Annotated in this window: 21 protein-coding genes and 1 pseudogene; 17 read left to right on the top strand and 5 right to left on the bottom strand. The window is 63.7% G+C overall.

Annotated elements, in window-relative coordinates; all coding sequences use genetic code 11:
* Positions 1–4 precede the first annotated feature (4 nt).
* Positions 5–1,372, top strand: coding sequence for a replication-associated recombination protein A (locus M9902_RS03585; RefSeq protein ID WP_297221222.1), 1,368 nt, complete (start codon positions 5–7; stop codon positions 1,370–1,372).
* A 100-nt stretch (positions 1,373–1,472) separates the two neighbouring features.
* Here M9902_RS03585 and M9902_RS03580 read toward each other — a convergent pair whose 3' ends face one another.
* On the bottom strand, positions 1,473–2,051 hold the full coding sequence (locus M9902_RS03580; protein ID WP_297221221.1) for a Fe-Mn family superoxide dismutase: 579 nt from the start codon (positions 2,049–2,051) through the stop codon (positions 1,473–1,475).
* 132 nt (positions 2,052–2,183) lie between these two features.
* On the opposite strand from M9902_RS03580, the gene grxD reads away from it, so the two are divergent.
* The 6 genes from grxD (at position 2,184) to M9902_RS03550 (ending at position 10,289) form a co-directional block, all read left to right on the top strand.
* A complete protein-coding gene (gene grxD, locus M9902_RS03575) occupies positions 2,184–2,507 on the top strand; it encodes a Grx4 family monothiol glutaredoxin (RefSeq protein ID WP_297172754.1) in 324 nt (107 codons plus the stop codon).
* Entirely contained in the window at positions 2,504–3,283 is a 780-nt protein-coding gene (locus M9902_RS03570) for an SDR family NAD(P)-dependent oxidoreductase (protein ID WP_297172757.1), read from the top strand. Before grxD ends, M9902_RS03570 begins: the two co-directional genes overlap by 4 nt.
* Positions 3,280–3,873, top strand: coding sequence for a YhgN family NAAT transporter (locus M9902_RS03565; RefSeq protein ID WP_297172760.1), 594 nt, complete (start codon positions 3,280–3,282; stop codon positions 3,871–3,873). Before M9902_RS03570 ends, M9902_RS03565 begins: the two co-directional genes overlap by 4 nt.
* A 288-nt stretch (positions 3,874–4,161) precedes the next feature.
* Entirely contained in the window at positions 4,162–7,518 is a 3,357-nt protein-coding gene (locus M9902_RS03560) for a TonB-dependent receptor (RefSeq protein ID WP_297221220.1), read from the top strand.
* An 81-nt stretch (positions 7,519–7,599) separates the two neighbouring features.
* Positions 7,600–9,018 (top strand): nucleotide 5'-monophosphate nucleosidase PpnN, encoded by a 1,419-nt coding sequence (gene ppnN, locus M9902_RS03555; RefSeq protein WP_297221219.1) that lies wholly within the window; start codon positions 7,600–7,602, stop codon positions 9,016–9,018.
* A gap of 311 nt (positions 9,019–9,329) precedes the next feature.
* Entirely contained in the window at positions 9,330–10,289 is a 960-nt protein-coding gene (locus tag M9902_RS03550) for a site-specific integrase (protein ID WP_297221218.1), read from the top strand.
* A 52-nt stretch (positions 10,290–10,341) separates the two neighbouring features.
* On the opposite strand, the gene M9902_RS03545 is transcribed toward M9902_RS03550, so the two are convergent.
* Positions 10,342–10,917 carry a hypothetical protein gene (locus tag M9902_RS03545; RefSeq protein WP_297221217.1) on the bottom strand — a complete coding sequence of 192 codons (576 nt, stop codon included), beginning with the start codon at positions 10,915–10,917 and terminating at the stop codon, positions 10,342–10,344.
* Positions 10,918–11,525: 608 nt separating this feature from the next.
* Complete coding sequence (locus M9902_RS03540; protein ID WP_297221216.1) at positions 11,526–11,861, bottom strand: hypothetical protein; 336 nt, start codon at positions 11,859–11,861, stop codon at positions 11,526–11,528.
* A gap of 427 nt (positions 11,862–12,288) precedes the next feature.
* Here M9902_RS03540 and M9902_RS03535 point away from each other — a divergent pair.
* The 4 genes and pseudogenes from M9902_RS03535 to M9902_RS03520 all read left to right on the top strand — a co-directional run.
* Positions 12,289–12,572, top strand: a pseudogene (locus tag M9902_RS03535) (IS3 family transposase); the annotation flags it as partial.
* A 632-nt stretch (positions 12,573–13,204) separates the two neighbouring features.
* Positions 13,205–13,459: an SOS response-associated peptidase family protein gene (locus M9902_RS03530; protein WP_297221215.1), complete on the top strand. Its 255-nt coding sequence runs from the start codon at positions 13,205–13,207 to the stop codon at positions 13,457–13,459.
* 167 nt (positions 13,460–13,626) lie between these two features.
* Positions 13,627–13,977 carry a helix-turn-helix domain-containing protein gene (locus M9902_RS03525; protein WP_297221214.1) on the top strand — a complete coding sequence of 117 codons (351 nt, stop codon included), beginning with the start codon at positions 13,627–13,629 and terminating at the stop codon, positions 13,975–13,977.
* A gap of 188 nt (positions 13,978–14,165) precedes the next feature.
* The gene (locus M9902_RS03520) at positions 14,166–14,984 is read left to right on the top strand and encodes a site-specific DNA-methyltransferase (protein ID WP_297221213.1); all 819 of its coding nucleotides are present in this window, start codon (positions 14,166–14,168) and stop codon (positions 14,982–14,984) included.
* On the opposite strand, the gene M9902_RS03515 is transcribed toward M9902_RS03520, so the two are convergent.
* Positions 14,971–15,150, bottom strand: a complete 180-nt coding sequence (locus tag M9902_RS03515; protein WP_297221212.1) for a hypothetical protein — start codon at positions 15,148–15,150, stop codon at positions 14,971–14,973. The two genes, M9902_RS03520 and M9902_RS03515, sit on opposite strands and share 14 nt — an antisense overlap.
* Positions 15,151–15,220: 70 nt before the next feature.
* On the opposite strand from M9902_RS03515, the gene M9902_RS03510 reads away from it, so the two are divergent.
* Positions 15,221–15,418 (top strand): hypothetical protein, encoded by a 198-nt coding sequence (locus M9902_RS03510; RefSeq protein WP_297221211.1) that lies wholly within the window; start codon positions 15,221–15,223, stop codon positions 15,416–15,418.
* Between the two features lie 58 nt (positions 15,419–15,476).
* Here the strand turns inward: M9902_RS03510 and M9902_RS03505 are convergent, their stop codons facing one another.
* Positions 15,477–15,914: a hypothetical protein gene (locus M9902_RS03505; RefSeq protein WP_297221210.1), complete on the bottom strand. Its 438-nt coding sequence runs from the start codon at positions 15,912–15,914 to the stop codon at positions 15,477–15,479.
* A gap of 335 nt (positions 15,915–16,249) precedes the next feature.
* Here M9902_RS03505 and M9902_RS03500 point away from each other — a divergent pair, with 335 nt between their 5' ends.
* The 5 genes from M9902_RS03500 to M9902_RS03480 all read left to right on the top strand — a co-directional run bounded on the left by M9902_RS03500 (position 16,250) and on the right by M9902_RS03480 (position 19,579).
* On the top strand, positions 16,250–16,474 hold the full coding sequence (locus M9902_RS03500; RefSeq protein ID WP_297221209.1) for a hypothetical protein: 225 nt from the start codon (positions 16,250–16,252) through the stop codon (positions 16,472–16,474).
* A 50-nt stretch (positions 16,475–16,524) separates the two neighbouring features.
* Complete coding sequence (locus M9902_RS03495) at positions 16,525–17,478, top strand: hypothetical protein (protein WP_297221208.1); 954 nt, start codon at positions 16,525–16,527, stop codon at positions 17,476–17,478.
* A gap of 121 nt (positions 17,479–17,599) precedes the next feature.
* A complete protein-coding gene (locus M9902_RS03490) occupies positions 17,600–17,866 on the top strand; it encodes a hypothetical protein (protein ID WP_297221207.1) in 267 nt (88 codons plus the stop codon).
* 1,024 nt (positions 17,867–18,890) lie between these two features.
* On the top strand, positions 18,891–19,307 hold the full coding sequence (locus tag M9902_RS03485; RefSeq protein WP_297221206.1) for a hypothetical protein: 417 nt from the start codon (positions 18,891–18,893) through the stop codon (positions 19,305–19,307).
* Positions 19,304–19,579 carry a hypothetical protein gene (locus tag M9902_RS03480; protein WP_297221205.1) on the top strand — a complete coding sequence of 92 codons (276 nt, stop codon included), beginning with the start codon at positions 19,304–19,306 and terminating at the stop codon, positions 19,577–19,579. The genes M9902_RS03485 and M9902_RS03480 overlap by 4 nt, the downstream gene beginning before the upstream one ends.
* Positions 19,580–20,275 lie beyond the last annotated feature (696 nt).

The following is a 20,275-nucleotide window of genomic DNA, read 5'->3' as shown; positions in this document are numbered from 1 at the left end:
CGACATGGCTGCGCCGCGCAAATCTTCCGGATCGCTGGACCTGCCGATCGGCGCGTCCGACGGCGACGCGCTGCGGCCGTTGGCCGAGCGCATGCGGCCACGCACCTTGGACGAGATGGTCGGCCAGCCGCGCCTGCTGGCGCCGGGATCCGCCCTGCGCAAGGCGATCGAGGCCGGGCGCCTGCATTCGATGGTGCTGTGGGGGCCGCCCGGCTGCGGCAAGACCACGCTGGCGCTGCTGCTGGCCCACCACGCCGAGGCCGAGTTCGTCGCCATATCCGCCGTGCTCTCCGGCCTGCCGCAGGTGCGCGAGGTGCTGGCGCGGGCGCAGGCGCGCTTCGAGGCCGGCGAGCGCACCCTGCTGTTCGTCGATGAGGTGCACCGCTTCAACAAGATCCAGCAGGATGCCTTCCTGCCGCACATCGAGCGCGGCAGCATCCTGTTCGTCGGCGCGACCACCGAAAATCCTTCGTTCGAACTGAACTCGGCGCTGCTGTCGCGCTGCCGGGTTCACGTGCTCGACGCGGTGTCTGCCGAAGACATCGTCATGGCGCTGCGGCGCGCGCTGGAGGACGAGCAGCGCGGTCTGGGCGGGCAGGGGCTGCGCATCGACGAGGTGGCGCTGGCCGAAATCGCGGGCGCCGCCGATGGCGACGTGCGGCGCGGCCTGACCCTGCTGGAAATCGCCGCCGACATCGCCCGGCAGGAAGGCGGCGAGGTGACGACCACCACCTTGCATCAGGTGCTGGCCGACCGCAGCCGCCGTTTCGACAAGGGCGGCGAGCAGTTCTACGACCAGATTTCGGCCCTGCACAAATCGGTGCGCGGCAGCCATCCGGACGCGGCGCTGTACTGGCTGGTGCGGATGCTCGACGGCGGCGCCGACCCGGCCTATCTGGCCCGACGCATGACCCGGATGGCGGTGGAAGACGTCGGCCTGGCCGATCCGCGCGCGCTGCAGATGGCGCTGGAGGCCTGGGATGCGTACGAGCGACTGGGCAGTCCCGAGGGCGAACTGGCGCTGGCGCAGGCGGTACTCTATCTGGCTAGCACCGCCAAATCGAACGCCGGCTACAAGGCGCTGGGTGCCGCCCGCCGCGACCTGCGCGAATTCGGCACCCAGCCGGTGCCGATGCATCTGCGCAATGCGCCGACCAAGCTGATGAAGGAGCTCGGCTATGGTGACGGCTACCAGTACGACCACGACGTCGAAGGCGGGGTGGCGCTGGATCAGGTCGCCTTCCCCGAGGCGATGGGCGAACGCGCCTACTACCACCCGCTGGCGCGCGGGCTGGAAATCAAGCTCAAGGAAAAACTCGACGCCCTCCGCGCCGCCCGCGCGCAGGCAAGGCGCGGGCGCAATGGCAGCTGAGCGTCAAAATGGACGCCGGCCCGCGCCGGCATGACGAGCCCGCGTCTCCCGAATCCCGAATCCCGAATCCCCGTCGCGCGCAAGGCGCGCTTCCCACGGCTTACTTCATCTGCGCCGAAGCGAAATCCCAGTTGACCAGATTCCAGAACGCGTCGAGGTACTTCGGGCGCGCGTTGCGGTAGTCGATGTAGTAGGCGTGTTCCCACACGTCGCAGGTCAGCAGCGGCGTGTCCTGGCCGGTGATCGGGGTAGCCGCGTTGGGCGTGCTCGCCAGCGCCAGGGTGCCGTCCGGGCGTTGCACCAGCCAGGCCCAGCCGGAGCCGAAGGTGCCCACCGCGGTCTTGGTGAACTCGTCCTTGAACTTGGCGAAGTTGCCGAAGGCCGCATTGATCGCGTCCAGCAGCTTGCCGGTGGGCTCGCCGCCACCGTTCGGCTTCAGGCAGTTCCAGTAGAAGCTGTGGTTCCACACCTGTGCGGCGTTGTTGAACATCCCGCCCTGCGCCTTGCGGATGATCGACACCAGATCGTGATCGGCGAACTCGGTGCCTTCGATCATCTTGTTCAGATTGGTGACATAGCCCTGATGGTGCTTGCCGTAGTGGAAGTCGATGGTTTCCGCGGAAATGTGCGGTTCCAGCGCGTTGTGGGCGTAGGGCAGGGCAGGCAATTCGATGGCCATGGGCGGAGTCTCCAAGCGGATGGGTGGAAAGCGCGGTCGTAGCCGCGCGACGCATTACAATGGTGGATTGTAGCGAGCGATGCCGTAGTCGCCCCGTGAAGCGGCCATGCCGCGATTTGCAGGAGTCAACAGGTGCCAACCGTGACCGAGCGCATCCGCGCCGAAATCGCCAGCCATCCGGTCGTGCTGTTCATGAAAGGAACGCCGGAGTATCCGATGTGCGGCTATTCCAGCCGCGCCGTGCAGGCCCTGCAGGACGCGGGCGCCGAGGTGTTGCACACGTTCAATGTGCTGGAAGATCCGGAAATCCGCGCCAACCTGCCGCGCTACTCCGACTGGCCCACCTTCCCGCAGCTGTACGTGCAGGGCGAGCTGATCGGCGGCTGCGACATCATCGTCGAGCTGGCCGAATCCGGCGATCTGGCGCGCATGCTGGCCGACGTGGGCAAGCCGTGAGCGTGCATGCCGCGAGCGGGTCGGGCCGTCTGCAAAACCGCGTCATCCTGATCACCGGCGCGGCCGGCGGCTTGGGTTCTGCCGCGGCGGTGGCCTGCGCGCAAGCCGGCGCCAGCGTGATCCTGCTTGGCCGCAAGCTGCGTGCGCTCAACAAGCTGTACGAAACGGTCAAAGCCGCCGGCCCGGATCCGATGCTGTATCCGATGGATCTGGAAGGCGCCACGCCGGATGATTTCGATCAGCTGGCCCAGGCGATCGAAGGCGAATTCGGCCACCTCGACGGTCTGCTGCACTGTGCCGCCGAATTCCGTTCCCTGACCCCGCTGGCGCACACCGACCCGGCCAATTTCGCCCGCGCCATCCATGTCGACCTGACCGCGCGCTGGTGGCTGACCCAGGCCTGCCTGCCGCTGCTGGCCAAGTCCGATGCCGGTGCCGCAGTGTTCGTGCTGGACACCCCCGAGCGTCGCGGCAAGCCCGAAGCCGCCGGTGCGTTCTGGGGCGGCTATGGCCTTGCGCAAAGTGCGCAGGCGGCGCTGGTGCCGATGCTGCAGGCCGAGCTGGGCGCCGCCGGTCCGCGCATCAGCGGCCTGCGCCCCGGCCCGATGCGCACCGGCCTGCGTGCCACCGCCTACCAGCTCAACGTCGATCCGGAAGCACGGCCCGCCGCCGACTATGCCCCCGCCTGCGTTGAACTGCTGGCGCCCGCCGCCTCCGCCTGGCGCGGGAAAATTCGCGATCTCCAGCCCGCCTTCGCCGCGGCCGACCTAGCATGACCATCACCTCCGCCGCCCTGCTGCTGTTCTTCATCCTCGATCCGCTCGGCAACATTCCGGTCATCCTCAGTCTGTTCAAGGGCATTCCCGCCGCCCGCCAGCGCCGCATCCTCGCGCGCGAACTGGTCATCGCCCTGGTGGTGCTGCTGCTGTTCCTGTGGGGTGGTCAGCACGTGCTGTCACTGATGCACCTGCGCGAGGAATCGGTGTCGATCGCCGGCGGGATCGTGTTGTTCCTGATCGGCCTGCGGATGATTTTCCCGACTCCGGAAGGCGTGATGGGTGAAGTGCCGGGCGGGGAGCCCTTCATCGTGCCGGTGGCCATCCCGATGATCGCCGGTCCCTCCGGCATGGCGGCGGTGATGCTGCTGGGCTCGCAGCAGCCTGCGCGGATGGGCGAGTGGATGCTGGCCCTGACCCTGGCCTGGGGCGCGACCGCGTTGATCCTGTTTTGCGCGCCCTGGTTGCAGCGGCTGCTCGGCAACCGCGTCCTGGCCGCGGTCGAACGGCTGATGGGCATGGTGATCGTCGCCCTCTCGGTGCAGATGTTCCTCGACGGTGTGGCCAGCTATCTGCACGGCGCCGGCTGAGTCGGTTGAGCACTGGCAGGGGTGCGGGTGTGACGACAGTGCTGAATATCGAATGGTTTCAATAAGGTGGCGCATGCACATACGTTGTGACGTGAGCTTGTCGCCCCAGCGTTTGCATGATCCAGAGCACGTTTGCAAGCGTGTTGACGTGTTAAACTTCCGTAACGGCGTACCTCTGCGTACGGCGTAGGGGCTTCAATCAAACGTCCTGCGGCGCCTGCCCGTGATTTCCGGCGGCGACATGCGGGGAACATGCGTTTTTCCTGTCAAAAATTCAGAGGTCATGCCATGAATCACCTGCACCGCGTCCGGCTGTCGAGGCTGTCACTGGGTCTGATCGTCGCGCTCGCCGCGGCTCCCGTGTTCGCACAGAGCACCTCGTCCGGCGTCGGTGGCCTCGTCACCGGCACCAGCGGCCAGCCGGTCGCCGGCGCCCAGGTCACCATCACCCACGTCGAATCGGGCACGGTCAGCCGCGCCGCCACCGATGCCAGCGGCCGCTACAACGCCCGCGGCCTGCGCGTCGGCGGTCCGTACACCATCACCATCACCAAGGAAGGCGAGGGCACCCGGACCCAGGAGAACGTCTACCTTGGCCTCGACCAGGTGGCCACCGTCAATGCCCAACTCAATTCCGAAGGCGCGACCACGCTGGGCGCGGTCGTGGTGGTCGGAGCTGGCGCGGACACCTTCGCTTCCGACAACCGCGGCATGGGCACCAATCTGACCCGCGCGGACATGGACCGCATGCCGACGCCGGATCGCTCGATCCAGGACGTGGTGCGCACCGATCCCAACGTGGTTGTCACCGACCGCGACCGCGGCGCGTTCTCGGCCATGGGCCAGAACTTCCGCTACAACAGCATTACGGTGGACACCATCCAGGCCGGCGACCCCTTCGGCCTGAACGACAACGGCTTGCCGACCAAGGGCACGCCGATTTCGCAGGACGCCATCCAGAGCTACAACATCTCCACGGCCAACTACGATGTCACCGTCCGCCGCGGCGTGGGTGCCTGGGTGAATGCCGTCACCAAGTCCGGCACCAACGAGTTCCACGGCTCGCTGTACTACGTCTACCAGAATGCCGACAGCATGATCGGCAAGGGCGGCAACAACCGCAATGCGCTGACCGATTGGACGGGCTACGGCAAGGACACCACCTGGGGCGTCACCCTGGGGGGCCCGATCATCCAGGATCGTCTGTTCTTCTTCCTGTCCTATGAAGAGGGCAAGAAGACCTCGCCAGGCTCGCTGTGGGGGCCGACGGGTTCCAGCGCCGCCTCGCAGGTCAACGGGCTGACCCAGACCCAGCTCGACCAGATCATCACCACGGCGCAGGCCTGGGGCATGGATCCCGGTGATGCCAGCTCGGCCAGCACCGACATCGATTCCAAACGCGCCCTGGTCAAGCTGGACTGGAACATCAACGATTTCCACCGCGCCAGCTTCCGCTGGAGCCGAACCACGGAAGTCGAACCGATCATCACCAACAGCAGCCAGACCCTGCTGACCCTGTCCAGCAACTGGTACGTGTTCGACAAGAAGAGCACCAGCTACGCCCTGAGCCTGTACGACGACTGGACCGAGAATTTCTCGACCGAGTTCTCGGTGGGCTACAGCCAGTTCGACCAGACCCGCGGCCCGCTGGTGGGCGGCTACCAGCCGGAAGTTTCGGTGCGCCTGAACGGCACCGACTCCGGCACCATGGTGCGGCTGGGTACCGAGTATTCCAGCCAGGCCAACGTCATCAGCGTCAAGACCTGGAACGCGTATTTCGCCGGCACCTGGTATCTGGGCGACCATGTGCTCAAGGCCGGCGTGGACTATCAGTCCGACGACTACTACAACCTGTTCCTGCAGCGCTACAACGGCCAGTACACCTTCAACTCGATCGCCGATTTCGCCGCCGGTCGTTGGCGCGAGTACCGGCTGGCGCTGCCGGCGCCGGGCTACACGCTGGACAACGTCGCTGCCCGTTTCACGATGAAGCAGTACGGCTTCTTCATCCAGGACACCTATCAGGTCAACGACCGGCTGTCGATGCAGTACGGACTGCGCTATGACATCCCGAAGGTGAATCCGGACCCGACCTTCAACCCCTGCTTTGCGGCCGCCCCGGGCACGCTGGGCAACCTCGGGCCGTGCGGCCTGCGCGCCAATGCGGGCAATCCGAACGCCGCCAAGGGCGGGTTCGGCTATACCAATGTCACCACCATCGACGGCAATGGCGTGCTGCAGCCGCGCTTCTCGTTCAACTACACCTTCGATACCGAACGCCCCACCCAGCTGCGCGGTGGCGCGGGTCTGTTCCTGTCGAACACGCCGGCGGTCTGGATGTCCAACCCGTACTCCAACAACGGCGTGGCGGCGGCCACCTGGAGGATCAATCGCTATCGGCTGCCGACCGATCCGCTGTTCAGCGCCGATCCCTACAACCAGAACGTGCCGGGCGGCGCGCTGACGCCTCCTGGCCTGGGCAGTTCGTCGATGACCGTCAACGTCGTCGATCCCGACTTCAAGCTGCCGACCGTGGCCAAGTTCACGCTGGGCTTCGATCGCCAGCTGCCGTGGTGGGATTTGATCTTCACCGCCGAATATCAGCATCTGGACGTCGTCAACGGCATCCGCTATGCCGACATCAACCTCGGCACGCCGACCGGGACCCTTCCGGACGGACGCTACAGCTATGCCCGGTACCCGAATGCGGCTCCCGGCAGCGGCAACTCCACCTACTGGAACAGCAATCCCTCATTCAGCAACACCATCCTGCTGACCAACACCGATCGAGGCGGTTCGGACAACTTCACCCTGTCGCTGAAGAAACCGTTCAATGGCACCTGGAGCGGGATGCTGGCTTACACCCGGTCGCACGCCACCGACGTCAACCCGGGCACGTCCAGCGTCGCTTACAGCAGCTATCAATACCGCGCCTTCACCAATCCGGGCGAGGACGAAATCGGCATCTCCAACTATTCCATCCCGGATCGCGTGCTGGCCCGCATCAGCTGGCAGCACAACTTCTTCGGCGACTACACCACCCGCATCTCGGCGATCTACGACGGCCACGACGGCGCGCCATACAGCTGGGTGTTCGGCAACGACGTCCAGGGCATCGGCATGAGCGGTCGCTCGCTGGCCTACATCCCGAAGGGGCCGGATGACGTGGTCTGGGCCAACCCGACCTCGGCGGCGATGGCCGATTCGTTCTGGGCCTACGTCAACAACGACCCTGCCTTGAACGGCAGCCGTGGTGACATCTTCGGGCGCAACCGTTCCCGCGCGCCCTGGGCCAACCAGCTGGACCTGAGCTTCTCGCAGGAAATCCCGGGCTTCATGGCCGGACACAAGGGCGAAATCCGCCTCGATATCTTCAATTTCCTGAACATGCTCAACCACAACTGGGGTGTGGAATATCGCGCCGACTTCCCGCTGATCCGGCAGTTCGCCAACTTCGCCGGCGTCTGCACGGCGGTCAGCCCGGTCTGCACGGCGGGCGACATCGGCAAGTACATCTACGACATCTCCAGCACCAGCCTGTACAACAAGGGCGGCGTGTATTCGCCGAACACGCTGGACGTGAACGAATCGAACAATCCTTCGCAGCGCTGGGCCATGCGCCTGACCCTGCGCTACACGTTCTGATTTCTCACGGTTTCCAGCTGCACAAAACGCCCGGGTTTCCCGGGCGTTTTGTTTCAGCCGTTGCGATAGACTCACGCCCCTATGGATGACAACAACAAACCCCTGCCACCGGATGCGGTCGGTTCCGCCTCCGCCTCCGCCGCCAGCTTGCCCACCGTCTCCACCCACATCTACCCCAAGGGCGCGCTCGACGTGCTCTCGCGCGAGGAAGTGGCGCGCCTGCGCGATGCCTCCGGCGCCGGCCTGCACGACCTGCTGCGCCGCTGCGCGCTGGCGGTGCTCACCTCCGGCAGCGCCAACGACGACCCGCGCGCCGCCCAGGAGCTGTATCCGCACTTCGACATCGAAGTGAAACAGCAGGATCGCGGCGTGCGGCTGGAGCTGCGCAATGCGCCGGCGATGGCCTTCGTCGACGGCCAGATCATCCGCGGCGTGGCCGAACTGCTGTTTGCGGTGGTGCGCGATCTGGCCTTCACCGCGATCGACCTCAACGGCGATCCCGAACTGGGCAACTCCGCCGGCATCACCGATGCGGTGTTCCGGCTGTTGCGCAATGCGCGGGTGCTGTTCCCGGCCGACCCGAACCTGGTGGTGTGCTGGGGCGGCCATTCGATCGGCCAGGACGAATACAAATACACCAAGCAGGTCGGCTACGAGCTGGGCCTGCGCGGGCTCGACATCTGCACCGGCTGCGGCCCGGGCGCGATGAAGGGGCCGATGAAGGGCGCCACCATTGCCCACGCCAAGCAGCGCCGCCGCCGCACCCGCTACATCGGCATCACCGAGCCGGGGATCATCGCCGCCGAATCGCCCAATCCGATCGTCAACCACCTAGTGATCATGCCGGACATCGAAAAGCGCCTGGAGGCCTTCGTCCGCATGGGCCACGGCATCATCGTGTTCCCCGGCGGCGTCGGCACCGCCGAGGAAATCCTCTATCTGCTCGGCATCCTGCTGCGCGAGGAAAACGCCCACCTGCGCTTCCCGCTGATCCTCACCGGCCCCACCGGTGCCGCCCCGTATTTCGAGCAGATCGACAAGTTCATCCGCCTGACCCTGGGCGACGAAGCCGCCAGCCTTTACGACATCATCGTGGCCGATCCGATCCAGGTCGCCAAGCGCATGGGCGGCGGCATCCGCAAGGTCAAGGAGCAGCGCGTCGCCCAGCGCGATTCATTCTTCTTCAACTGGGGCCTGGACGTGCCGCTGGCCTTCCAGCAGCCCTTCGTGCCGACCCATGAGCTGATGGCCAGCCTCGACCTCCACCACGGCCGCAAGCCGCACGCACTGGCCGCCGACCTGCGCCGCGCCTTCTCCGGCATCGTCGCCGGCAACGTCAAGGAAGCGGCCATGCGGCAGATCGAGGCCCGCGGCCCGTTCGAGATCAACGGCGATCCCGACATCATGCGCGCCCTCGACGCCCTGCTGCGCGCCTTCGTCGAACAGCGCCGGATGAAGATCTCCGGCGACTACCAGCCCTGCTACAAGGTGGTGGGCTGACCGCGCCCGGTGGGGCGCATCCAGGCACAAAAAAAACGGCCTGAGCCGTTGATTTTGCTGGTGGGCGGTGCAGGGATCGAACCTGCGACCCTTGCCGTGTGAAGGCAAAATAGAGCCTAGCACCGCCAACGTTTACAGCGTAACTTTACCCCGATTGGGACAAAACGGGGACAAATGATATGGCGACATTCGTCCAAAGACCATCGGGGCGGTGGCAAGCGAAAGTGCGACGGAGAGGGGATAGAGTCACCTCCCAAACCTTCGCCACAAAACCTTGAGCACAGGCCTGGGCGCGCGAGCAAGAAGCCCAAATGGAACGGGGCGCGTGGGTCGATGTCACGGTAGCGCATCGCACCACGCTTGGCGAACTACTGGCAGATTACGTCCAAACGGTTGCGTCCAAGCGCGGCTCTCCCGCAGAGATGGGCCGATTGGCTCGGTTCGCTGAAGACCTCGGGCATTACCGGCTCGACGCGCTGACGCCTGCCGTCCTGTTGCGTTGGCGCGACGAACGGCTACGTGTCGTTGCTCCTGGAACGGTGGCCCGCGAAATGGGCGTGCTGAGTGGCGCATTGACCTGGGCACGCAAGGAACGCCTGATCCCGTTGCCCCAGAACCCGGTTGCCGCCATCGCTGCACCAGTCGCCGCCGACGCAAGGGATCGTCGGTTGGTGAAGGACGAACAGGCGCGGCTGCTGGCAGCGATGGAAGATCAACCCGCACCGAGTTGTGGCGCAAAGCGTGCCGGCAACTATCGCACCGGTACGCGGCAATCCAACCTCAAGCCGCTGGTGCTGCTGGCGCTGGAAACCGCGATGCGTCAAGGTGAGCTGCTGGCGCTGGAGTGGGAGTACATCGACCTCGAAGCGCAAACAGCGCACTTGCCGATGACGAAAAATGGCGAGCCGCGAACGGTGCCGCTGTCACGGCAGGCTGTTGCCATCCTGCACGATCTCGGGGGCAGTGACGCCGACTCCCCTTCCGGCAAAGTGTTCAGGCTGACCGCCGATGCTCTCAAGAAGGCGTGGGTACGCACCATTGAGCGGGCACGCCGCCGCTACGTCCAGGAATGCGCTGACGCGGGCCGCAAGCCGGATGCGCGGCTGACCGACCTGCGATTCCACGACCTGCGCCACGAGGCCACATCGCGCCTTGCGGAGAAATTACCCAATCTCGTCGAGCTGGCCGCTGTCACCGGACACAAGGATCTGCGGATGCTCAAACGCTACTACCACCCACGGGCGAGTGATTTGGCGAAAAAGTTGGGGTAAGCAGCCTCTCAACAGCTGATAGCCGCCATCTTGGTGGCTGCTGCGATTGCTATCAGTCGTAGTCGTCGGCCAGCGCTCCGCCAAAGAGGCCTGAAAGGCCTGCTGCGTCCGTGACACCCGCGATGGCCTTGCGTACTTGGTCGTTCGTCAAATCCAGAACCCGCAGCTTGCCCTTCACCTCGGCGACGGATTCGATGCGTCGATAGGCCTCGGCGTGCGTCTCGGCGTAGGTGGCCAATCCCTTCAGCTTAGGTACCGCATCGGCCAGGTGCAGGCCATGAGGGTCAACAAGGTCAACCACCACCTTCCCATCCTGCTCGGCGAAGAAAACGAAGTCCGGGCGGACGATCTTGTATTGGTCGCCATCGATGTAGGCGATGCCCAGCGACGATTGCCCAGGTTGCCCAGGGTTGCGATACCAGAAGGTGAAGCCTTTGCGCTTGCATTCGGTCTCCACAACCACACGCTCCCAACCCTTCAGTTCTGACGGATAGTTGCCGGCATCGTCGCACAGCAGGTGCTGCTTCCATGTCGGAAGCACGATCACGTCGTCGTTTTCCTTCGCCTTGGTTGCTTCAAAGCGGGCCTCTGGCTTGACCAGTTCCACGTCCTGCGGCTCGGTGCTCATCTCGACGATCTGGCGGTATGACTCTCTGCGGTCATCGCTGAGCGCCTTGATCTGCGGTCCGTACTTGGCCAGCCATGCGTTGGCCAGCTTGTCGGCTTCGGTACGCGCACCGCCACCTTCCAGCCCGCGTGCCCAACCCTACCGTCCTGCGCCCGAACTTGGCATTGATGCGATCCAGCACCTCCATGCCGCTTCGACGCGGATCCGGTGCTGAGAACATGTCCGCTTGGCTTAGTTCACCTCTCACCAGATCCGCCAGCCTGACACCTCCGCGCTTGAATTTCTGCCCCGGGCGCGATCGATGTGGCCAGCCAGCGCACGGCACGCAAGACATCGGGTATCCCGGGTCGGGATCGGCAGCGGCACGGCGCGTGAAGCGTGGAAGCCGTCGCCCCGGTGCGCATTGCCGTCCAGCCAGACTATCCGCAGCGGCGGCAAGACCGCGCTGGCGGTTTTCGCAGGCCACGGTTGTTAGGTGGCCAACGCTTCGCTGATCGGCAACATCGCGCCCGAAGGTGCGCGACCGATCTGCCGCGATCCGGCACCTCCAGCGCCAAATCGCCGCAAGATGCCCGCGCAGTTGCACCTTGCCAGCACCACGCCAGTGGTCAGGATCCGCAGGCAGGCCAGGTCGGCAGCCAGTTCACGCCTCGTGCCAATCGTGCGGAACAGCGCGGGCCAACGCCCAGACGTCCCTCAACAGGATGGTGGATGTTGCCCGTGGCATGACACACCGCCAGTGCCCCGGCCTTCACCGCCCGACGCGACTGCACCTTCGCCAGCTTGCTGCCGGCTTTGGCCAGCGTGCGCGTGCTGCCAAGACCGACACAGCAGGGGATACCGACCCATTGCAGGATGCGCTCCCGGGCTTCCAGACAGAGTCGCTCGGGATTCTTGATGCCCTCGACATCGACGAAGTTCTCGTCGATCGAATAGACCTCCACCCGCGGAAACAGGTCACTGGAGGCTTGATGCGCGCCGACAGGTCACCGTACAGGGCAAATTGGCCGAACGCACCTGCACCTGCTCCCGGATGGCTTCGGGCACCTGGAAGATCGAAGCACGCCTTCGCCGTCCGGGAGAGTTGCCGTCGCCAGTCCCAACACCAGCGGCATGGGCACACGCAGGCCGGCATCACACCGCCGCAGTGACACGTAAAATGTGCGTAGGATCCTGAGCCGTAAGGTGGCAGTAATAAGGCCACCATCGCCCTGACGCGTCCGGAAGGGAATCGCAGCGGGAGCCCTGCGCGACGTCATAGACTTCCTGAACGCAACCACCTAGAACGACTCACGGTGCTGGACCGGGCCTGGGTCACCGATATACGAAAGGCGATCACGGGTGGTGATGCCGTAAATCGAATCGAGCGGCCTGTTCACCAGAGTCGTGGGTTGGTCGATGCATCACCGGCAGGACCGCCAGCTGGTGAGCCGGGCTGCGCAAATGGCGGTCTGGCAGCGTCAGGAGTCAATCCGGTGTCTTGCATGCCGGACCGCGGCACCAGTTCCGGAACGGGGTACCAGCGCTATCTGGCGGCCAACCTGCGTGCCATGAGTGCCGGTCATTGCGGCGACGACGCCGCCTGCGAGGGCTTCTTCGCTGCTCAGGCGCGAGCGCGTCTACCGCACGAAGTACCGACACTCGATGCTGCAAGGCGTTTGCAGGACGTACCGAACGACGCCATAACCGGCGACGCAGAGTCACAGACAAGACAGAAGTTCCCCAAACGGCCGGATTTCGCGGAGAACCCATTTCATGCGACCCCGAACGAGCTGGAGCGGAATATCCAGGATCTCATCGCCGAATGGAACGGGCGCAAGCTTGCCGAGAGCGAGATCGAACTCGCTAAACAGCAAGCCCGACTTGCCGCAGCCGAAGCCAAGTTAGCATCAAGAAACCGGTCACGCACAACGAGCAGCGGATCGCCAGCAACAAGATCAAATGATGCACGCTGACCAGGACGCCAAGCGCACCCGACATGATCCCGCACGAGATGACCGCATCTTTCCCGACTGGTACGCCCCGGTGCTCATCATCGAAAACGGAAAGAAGGTCATCCGTCCCATGCGCTACCACTGCCGGCCCGCAGGGATGGATGCTTCGATCGATCGCACCAAATCGGGCCAAGTCTCAGGCACCTACAACGCCCGGCGCGACAACCTGACACGGTTCTGGCGTCAACAATTCGGCCACACGCATGCGCTGATGTTGGCCGAGACGTTCTACGAGAACGTGGATGACGGTAAGGGCGGTAGTCGAGATCAGACGCCCACGTACGGGCGAAACGATGTACATCGCTTGCCTCTACTCCCACTGGGTCGATCCCAAGGGCCTGGAGCCCGACCTGTGGTCCTTTGCAGCGATCACCGACGAACCGGAGCCGGAAGTAGCCGCTGCCGGGCACGACCGCACCATCATCAACATCCGGCCGGAGCACGTGGATGCATGGTTGATCCCGGAAGGACTCGCTGACGCAGAGCTATTCGAGATCTTCGATGACCGGCGGCATCCGTATTACGACCTGGTCGCACAGGCTGCGTAATGGTGGCGGCACAGAACCACAATAACCGGGTCGTCAACGTCGATGGCGAAAGCGGCATGGCGTAACATATCATCTGGTGATTGCATGTCTGCAACACACGACCAAAGTTTGGATAATTTGTTGTTGCTGCATGGCAAGGTTGACCGCGTGTTGAAGGAGGCAAAGGCATGAAGAAGATCGTCATTGGCATCGCCACGCAGGAAGCCATCCGCGAACGCTCACTGGCCATCGCACGCGGCGAGCGCAAGCCGGCGGCCGGCGAGCCGAAAATCTGGTTCACCTCCATGCGCTCGCTGGCCGAAGTGTTGTCCGACGATAACCGCGCCTTGCTCAAGCTGATCCGCGAGCAGAAGCCCGAGTCGCTGAACGCCTTGGCCGAACTCAGCGGGCGCGCACCCAGCAATTTGTCGCGCACCCTGAAGACGATGGAGCGCTATGGGTTGGTGGAGCTGCGCCGGCAGGCACGCCATGTGCAGCCGGTGGCGAAGGCCAGCGAGCTCCCGATTCAGGCCGCGTGAGATAAGGAAGCCCGTGGCGCGGCCGCTGCGGGCAATGTTGATGCACTGCCCGCAAGGGACTGAACAGGATTCCGCATGCCGATACTCGACTGGGTGAACAAGGTGCAGGCCGCCGTTGCCGCGAACGAGGTGCCTTACCACCTGCTGCACAGCAATCCTGTACGGGCGATCCTGCCGCCGACAATCAGTTGATCCAGGGCGACAACCTGCTGGCGCTGAAGGCGCTGCTGCCCTATCGCGGGCGGGTGAAGTGCGTGTTCATCGACCCGCCGTACAACACCCAAAGCGCGTTCGAGCACTACGACGACAAGCTGGAGCACTCGCAATGGCTGTCGATGATGGTGCCGCGCTTGCAGTTGCTGCGCGAGTTGCTGGCCGAGGACGGTTCGATCTGGGTCACCATCGACGATAACGAGGCGCACTACCTCAAGGTGCTGATGGACGAGGTGTTCGGGCGACCAAACTTTGTGGCGGACGTCACTTGGCAAAAGAAGTACACAATCGCGAATGACACGAAATACCTGTCCGACAACCACGACCACGTTCTTGCATTTGCCAAAAACAAGGACAAGTGGCACCCCTACCGCCTGCCACGTACAGCCGAGATGAACGCGAGGTACCGAAATCCCGACAATCACCCGAAAGGCCCATGGAAGGCAACGCCGCTCCACGCAAAGAGTGGGTCAGCAGCCAACCAACATTTTATGTACACGTTCGGGAACGGCGTGATATGGACGCCACCCGCTGGCACGTACCCACGCTTTTCCGAGGCAGCGTTACAAAGGCTGGATGAGGCCGACGAAATTTGGTTCGGAAGTAATGGAAAGGCGGTGCCTTCGCGCAAGACGTTCCTAAGCGACCTCGATGCTACCGGAACCCCAAGCCCTACGGTTTGGTTGCATCAGGATGTTGGTAACAACCATGAGGCTAGAAACGAAGTCAAGGCGCGTTCAACGCCCCCGACCCCTTTCGCCACCCCAAAGCCGGAAAGGCTCACAACGACTTGAAGCTTGCAACAACCCCAACGACCTCGTTCTCGACAGCTTCCTCGGCTCCGGCACCACGGCCGCCGTCGCGCACAAGATGGGCCGCCGCTATATCGGCATCGAGATGGGCGCGCACGCGCGCACGCATTGCCTGCCGCGACTGGAAAAGGTGATTGCTGGCGAGCAAGGCGGCATTTCGGAGGCGGTGAACTGGCACGGCGGCGGCGGCTTCCGGCTTCTACCGGCTTGGCGAGCCGGTGTTCGACGCCGAGGGCGATATCCACGAGGGCGTGCAGTTTTCGGCGCTGGCGGCCTACCTGTGGCACTTCGAGACTGGCGAGCCGGCGCGGCAGGCGTTCGCCACGCCCCTCCTCGGCGCGCACCAGGGCACGGGCTACTACCTGCTTTACAACGGCATCCTGGCGACCGGCGCCCGCAGGGCGGCAACGTGCTGACCAGCAAGGTGCTGGCGTATCTGGAGTGCGAGCTTCCGCACGATGGGCCGCGCGTGATCTACGGCGAAGACCTGCTGGGCGAGGCGCGTGCCGTGAAGCTGGCATCGTTTTCAAGCAGATTCCGTACGACATCAAGGCGCGCGGAGCCACGTACGCACCGAAGGACTATCAGCAGAAGGCATTGGCGGCGCTGGAAGGCTTTTTCCGCAAGCTGCGCGGCGGTGGTCTGGATGCGGCGTGGGAAGCCTGTGCGCCACTCGATGAAACGCCCGACGGTGGCCTGCAGCGTCAGGCCTACAGCCGCGCCGCGCTGGGCGAGGTTCCGGCGGTCTGCGTGCGTATCCCCACCGGCGGCGGCAAGACTTTCCTCGCCGCGCATGCCGTGGCCCAGGTGGGCAAGGCGCTGCAGGATACGGATGCGCCGATCGCCTTGTGGCTGCGTGCCGTCCGACGCGATCCGCGCGCAGACGCTGGAAGCGCTGTCCAGCCCACGCAACCCCTGCCGCGAGGCCTTGGCGACCTACTTCGGCGAGCGCGTGCGCGTGTGTGCGCTGGACGAGCTGGCCACGGTCGGCCCGCAGGAAGTGGGCCGTGTGGCCGTTGTCGTGGTGGCGACCATCCAGTCCTTCAACGTGAAGGAGAAGGCGCAGCGCACGGTGTATTCGTTCGACGAGAGCCTTGCGTCGCACTTCCAGGGGCTGACGCCGCAGGACGAGAACCGGCTGGATCGGGTGACCGAGGCGGACATTGCCGCGCAGCCCTACCTCACATTGGCCGACCTGGGCCGGGTGAAGACTTCCATCGCCAACGATCGCCCTGCGCCGACCCATCGTGATCGTCGACGAAGCGCACAACAACCGCACCCGCACGCTGCGCAACCTGCATCCGGCCTGCCTGATCGAACTCACCGCCACGCCGGCCAAGGACAGCAACGTGCTGTACCACGTCGGGGCGCTGGCCCTGCAGCGCGAGGACATGATCAAGCTGCCCATCGTGCTGATGGAGCACCCGACCGGCTGGAAGGACGCGGTTGCGACGCCATCCTCACAACGGTGACCGCCTGGAACTGCTGGCCGCGAAGGAGAACGACCAATATTCGCCCGGTGATGCTGTTCCAGGCCGAGGAAGAACGGCGAGGTCACCGTGGAAAGCTGCTGAACATCACCAGCGCGGACGGCGAAAGATCGACCGCGTTCGCAGATCGTGGTGGCCACCGGCAGCCAGAAGGAGCTGGACGGCATCAACCTGAGCGACCCGGCATGCACCGTGCGCTACGTCATCACGGTGGAAGCGCTGAAGGAAGGCTGGGATTGCCCGTTCGCCTACGTGCTGCAGCCTCGCAGGACGCCCGTAGCGCCAAGGACGTCGAGCAGTTGCTGGGGCGCGTGCTGCGCATGCCTTACGCGCGCCCGCGCTTGCAAACGGACATGGGCAAGGCCTACGCGCACATCGTGGCCGAGGGTTTCGCCCGCGTGGCCGATTCGCTGGCCGACCGGCTGGTGAACAACATGGGCTTGAGCGCTACGAGGCAGCCCAGGCGCTGGCCCCGGCGCAAGGCGTTTGCCGGTGGCCGGTGGCAGCAGCGACGGCCGAAGCCGGCCGAGGCCATCGTGGCCTTGCCCGCGATGCCGACGGCCGAGGTGCCGGCCGCGTTGCGGGACACCTTGGAACTGCGCCCGACCAGCAGCGGCGCGACGGCCATCGTGCGCGGCGAGTTGAGCGCGGAGGTCGAGGACTCGTTGACCAGTTGCAAAGCCGGCAAGCAGCAGGATGCGGTAAAGGACGCCATTGAGCACGAGCGCATGCGGCAGGCGGCCTTGCTGGCGCCATCGGCACGCGGCGTGCGCTTTGCGCCCCTGCCGCAGCTGTGCCTGGACTTCGACGGCGCGCTGCAGCCGGTGGAACAGCGCATGCTGGCCGAGCTGGGCCAGTTCGATCTGTTCGCCGAACCGGTCAGCCTCGCCAACTTCGATGTGCGCGAACGCGGCACGTGTTCGAGATCAACCTGGCCGAGGAAGCGGTGCGCTACGAGGTGGCCGACAGCACGCAGTTGCACTTGAACGAAATCGCCGCACACGCGAACGAAGACGATCGGGTGTACGCTGATGCGTACACTGGTCAATGAGTGCTCGGCAATGGGATGTGTTCCCAGCCGACTTGCGCAGTGCAGTTGCTGGCCGTGTGTGGCACCTGCAGGCCGACCGGCGCTTCACGCTCACGGCTCTGGTGCGCCGCTTCGTGCTGGCGGAAGCCATTCGGCATGAGATCGAGCGACGCCGCAAGCTGGCCATCGGCAAGGGCTTCCAGACGTCGCTACCGGGCTTTGTCTGCGCGCCACCGCAGGGGAGGCCTTCCGCTATGCCTTCCGCTTCGAGCCGAACCAGTACCCCGGTCGACCGCCGTTCTATTCCGGGCGGTTTCGCTTCAAGAAGCACTACTACCCTGTGATCCACGACCTGCGCGAGAAACGCGCGAACAAAACGAGTGGGCCGAGGAGTTCACATGCGCCCAGGCCATCGAGATACACCCGGAGGTGAAACTGTGGGTGCGCAACGTGGAGCGCGAGCCACGTTTCGCGTTCTGGCTGCCTACCGCCACCGACTACTTCTACCCCTGATTTCATCGCCGAGCTGAAAGACGGGCGGATTCTGGCCGAGTACAAGGGCGAGCCGTACAAGACCAACGACGACTCCCGCGAGAAGAAAGCCGGGTGCCAGTGGGAACGCTCCAGCGGTGGGTGTCTGTTTCTGATGGCCGTCTCCGACGCTAGCTGGCCGCGACGTGGCGCGCAGATCGACGACAAGATTCGGGGCGTGAGTTGCCAAATGAGATCAGCGGTGTGCTATGCGGTCGTGGGCATCACGGATAACTGAATCGGGAAACTCGGAGCGGGGTGCGTTTGTCTTACGGTACGAGACAGACAAACGGCAATCTGCTATATCAATCCGGCTGAGGAATAGGCTGGGGGGAAGCCTTCACAATGACGGACGTACCAAACGAGCAGCCGCAGCCGGAGACCGTAGATAGCGGCGATTTCGTGCGCGTGCGCTTTGCTGGCGGACGCTTCGACTCCCATACCATTCCGTTCGACGTACTTCCCGACCTTGCGCCTATCGTGACTTAGTGGTGGAGGTTGCGAAGCACCTATTCCGTGAGCGAAATAACGACCGGCGGCGAGTGCCCAAGGGGTTCGAAGAGTCATTCCAACTCGGCTTGTCCCAAGTCATTCAGGGCAACAGTAACGGCGCTACGCAAAAGGTTGGAGACGCTGAAGGACCAGCCCGCAAATGCTGCTCAGGCGGGCTTCGGCTTCCCCAGTATGGCGAATTTGAGGAGTGCGACCTGTTTGACCGTGTGATGGCGGCTGCCAACGATGGCCAAGCTCTACCCCAAGAGTTCCCTCGTGCACTAGTCGGAAAATTCAACCGATTTGGACAAAGCCTCAGAGCCGGGGAGCATGCCGAACTCTCGCATGGGCGCACGATTCCGGTTCGCTACGACAGCGAAACGCGCAAGCGCATTGTGTATTCGCCAACGCGACTTACGAGAACGCGCTCGACCAGAGATTTACACTAACCGGTGGGAAATTCGCGCCTGCATCGTGCATCTTGCCGACAAGGATGGAGCTCGGTTCGATCTGCAGGTCGATACCGACGAAGAGTGTGAGAAGGCGATCATTCGACGACGGCACCAGGTCAGAGTTATCGGTGTCGGACTTTTTGATCGCCAAGATCGTCTGACGAAGATTACAAAATACAAGGAACTCCTCTACACGGACGATGAGCGGCAGCAGCCTTTAGACGAGCGTTTAGGGAGATCGCATGCACTCCGGCAGGCTGGTACTCGGGCGAAAATCCAGCGCCGGATGCGTCGGCCATTGCTCGGATGAGTGAGCTGGTGGCGATCATCACTACCGAGACTGGCGTGCCTACGCCGTACATTTACCCACTACCTGATGGAAGCATTACGGCTGAGTGGACGCGTGGCGATTGGGAAATCAGCGCGACTGTTACGCTGCCGAGCCTTGCCATCGAACTTCACGCGTTGAACGTAGAGACTGACGAAGAACTGGACGTCGAGATTGCGCAGTTCGACGAGCATACGCTGTCGGAGTTTGGTCGTTTCTGGAGTGAAATGGATTCTGATACGGGGGGGCAGTAATGCCGGTTGGAGAAGAACACAAGCTGGGCGATCACGATGAGCTTTTGCTTCGTCAAGTCATTGAGATTTGGATACAAGAAGGTAGGCCGGCGACCCGTGCTTTCCAGCCCAACTCAAATGATGGTGGCCAGCTTTCTTCAGATCGCAGCAGCATGGTGACGCCACGCGAGGCATTCGAGGCTTACCTCGCAATTGGTCGCAAGTCTGCGGCGTGTGGGCAGTAGCGGTCGGCGAGTACGCGGCAGAGAACGTCTTTGCTTACTCTGATCCTTTGCCCGACAACGCGGCCCATGCGATCGTTAACTACTTGCCATTCGCTGAGAAGGACTGGCGAAAGTTGAGTAAGAAGTTCCACGCGCATGCAGTGCGGCGCGGTTGTCTCTTTTCGGCCGACGAAGCTGCATGAGTGTGACTGATCTACAAATTCATCAAGGCCGGACAGAAGCAGTGTCGGCGCCAGCGGCGACCTTGACGGCGCTGTGTCCAACATCGAGACCAATGGCATTCATGCAGCGGTTCCTTGGGTGTGGTGCAGGCACCCTAACACCACACCGCAGAAAATATCCACATACATCCCCATACATATACATGGATGTATGTGGATATATGTATATGTATGTATACCGAATTAAATGCGGCAGTAAATCAGCAGGATAGATGAATTTTGCCGTTTGACGCAGGCCGGTTGTTCGTCTG

It is taken from the genome of Thermomonas sp. (genome assembly GCF_023953935.1).
GTDB lineage: Bacteria > Pseudomonadota > Gammaproteobacteria > Xanthomonadales > Xanthomonadaceae > Thermomonas.
Note: the sequence above shows the minus strand (reverse complement) of the source record. Positions and strands in the feature narration are given on the sequence as shown.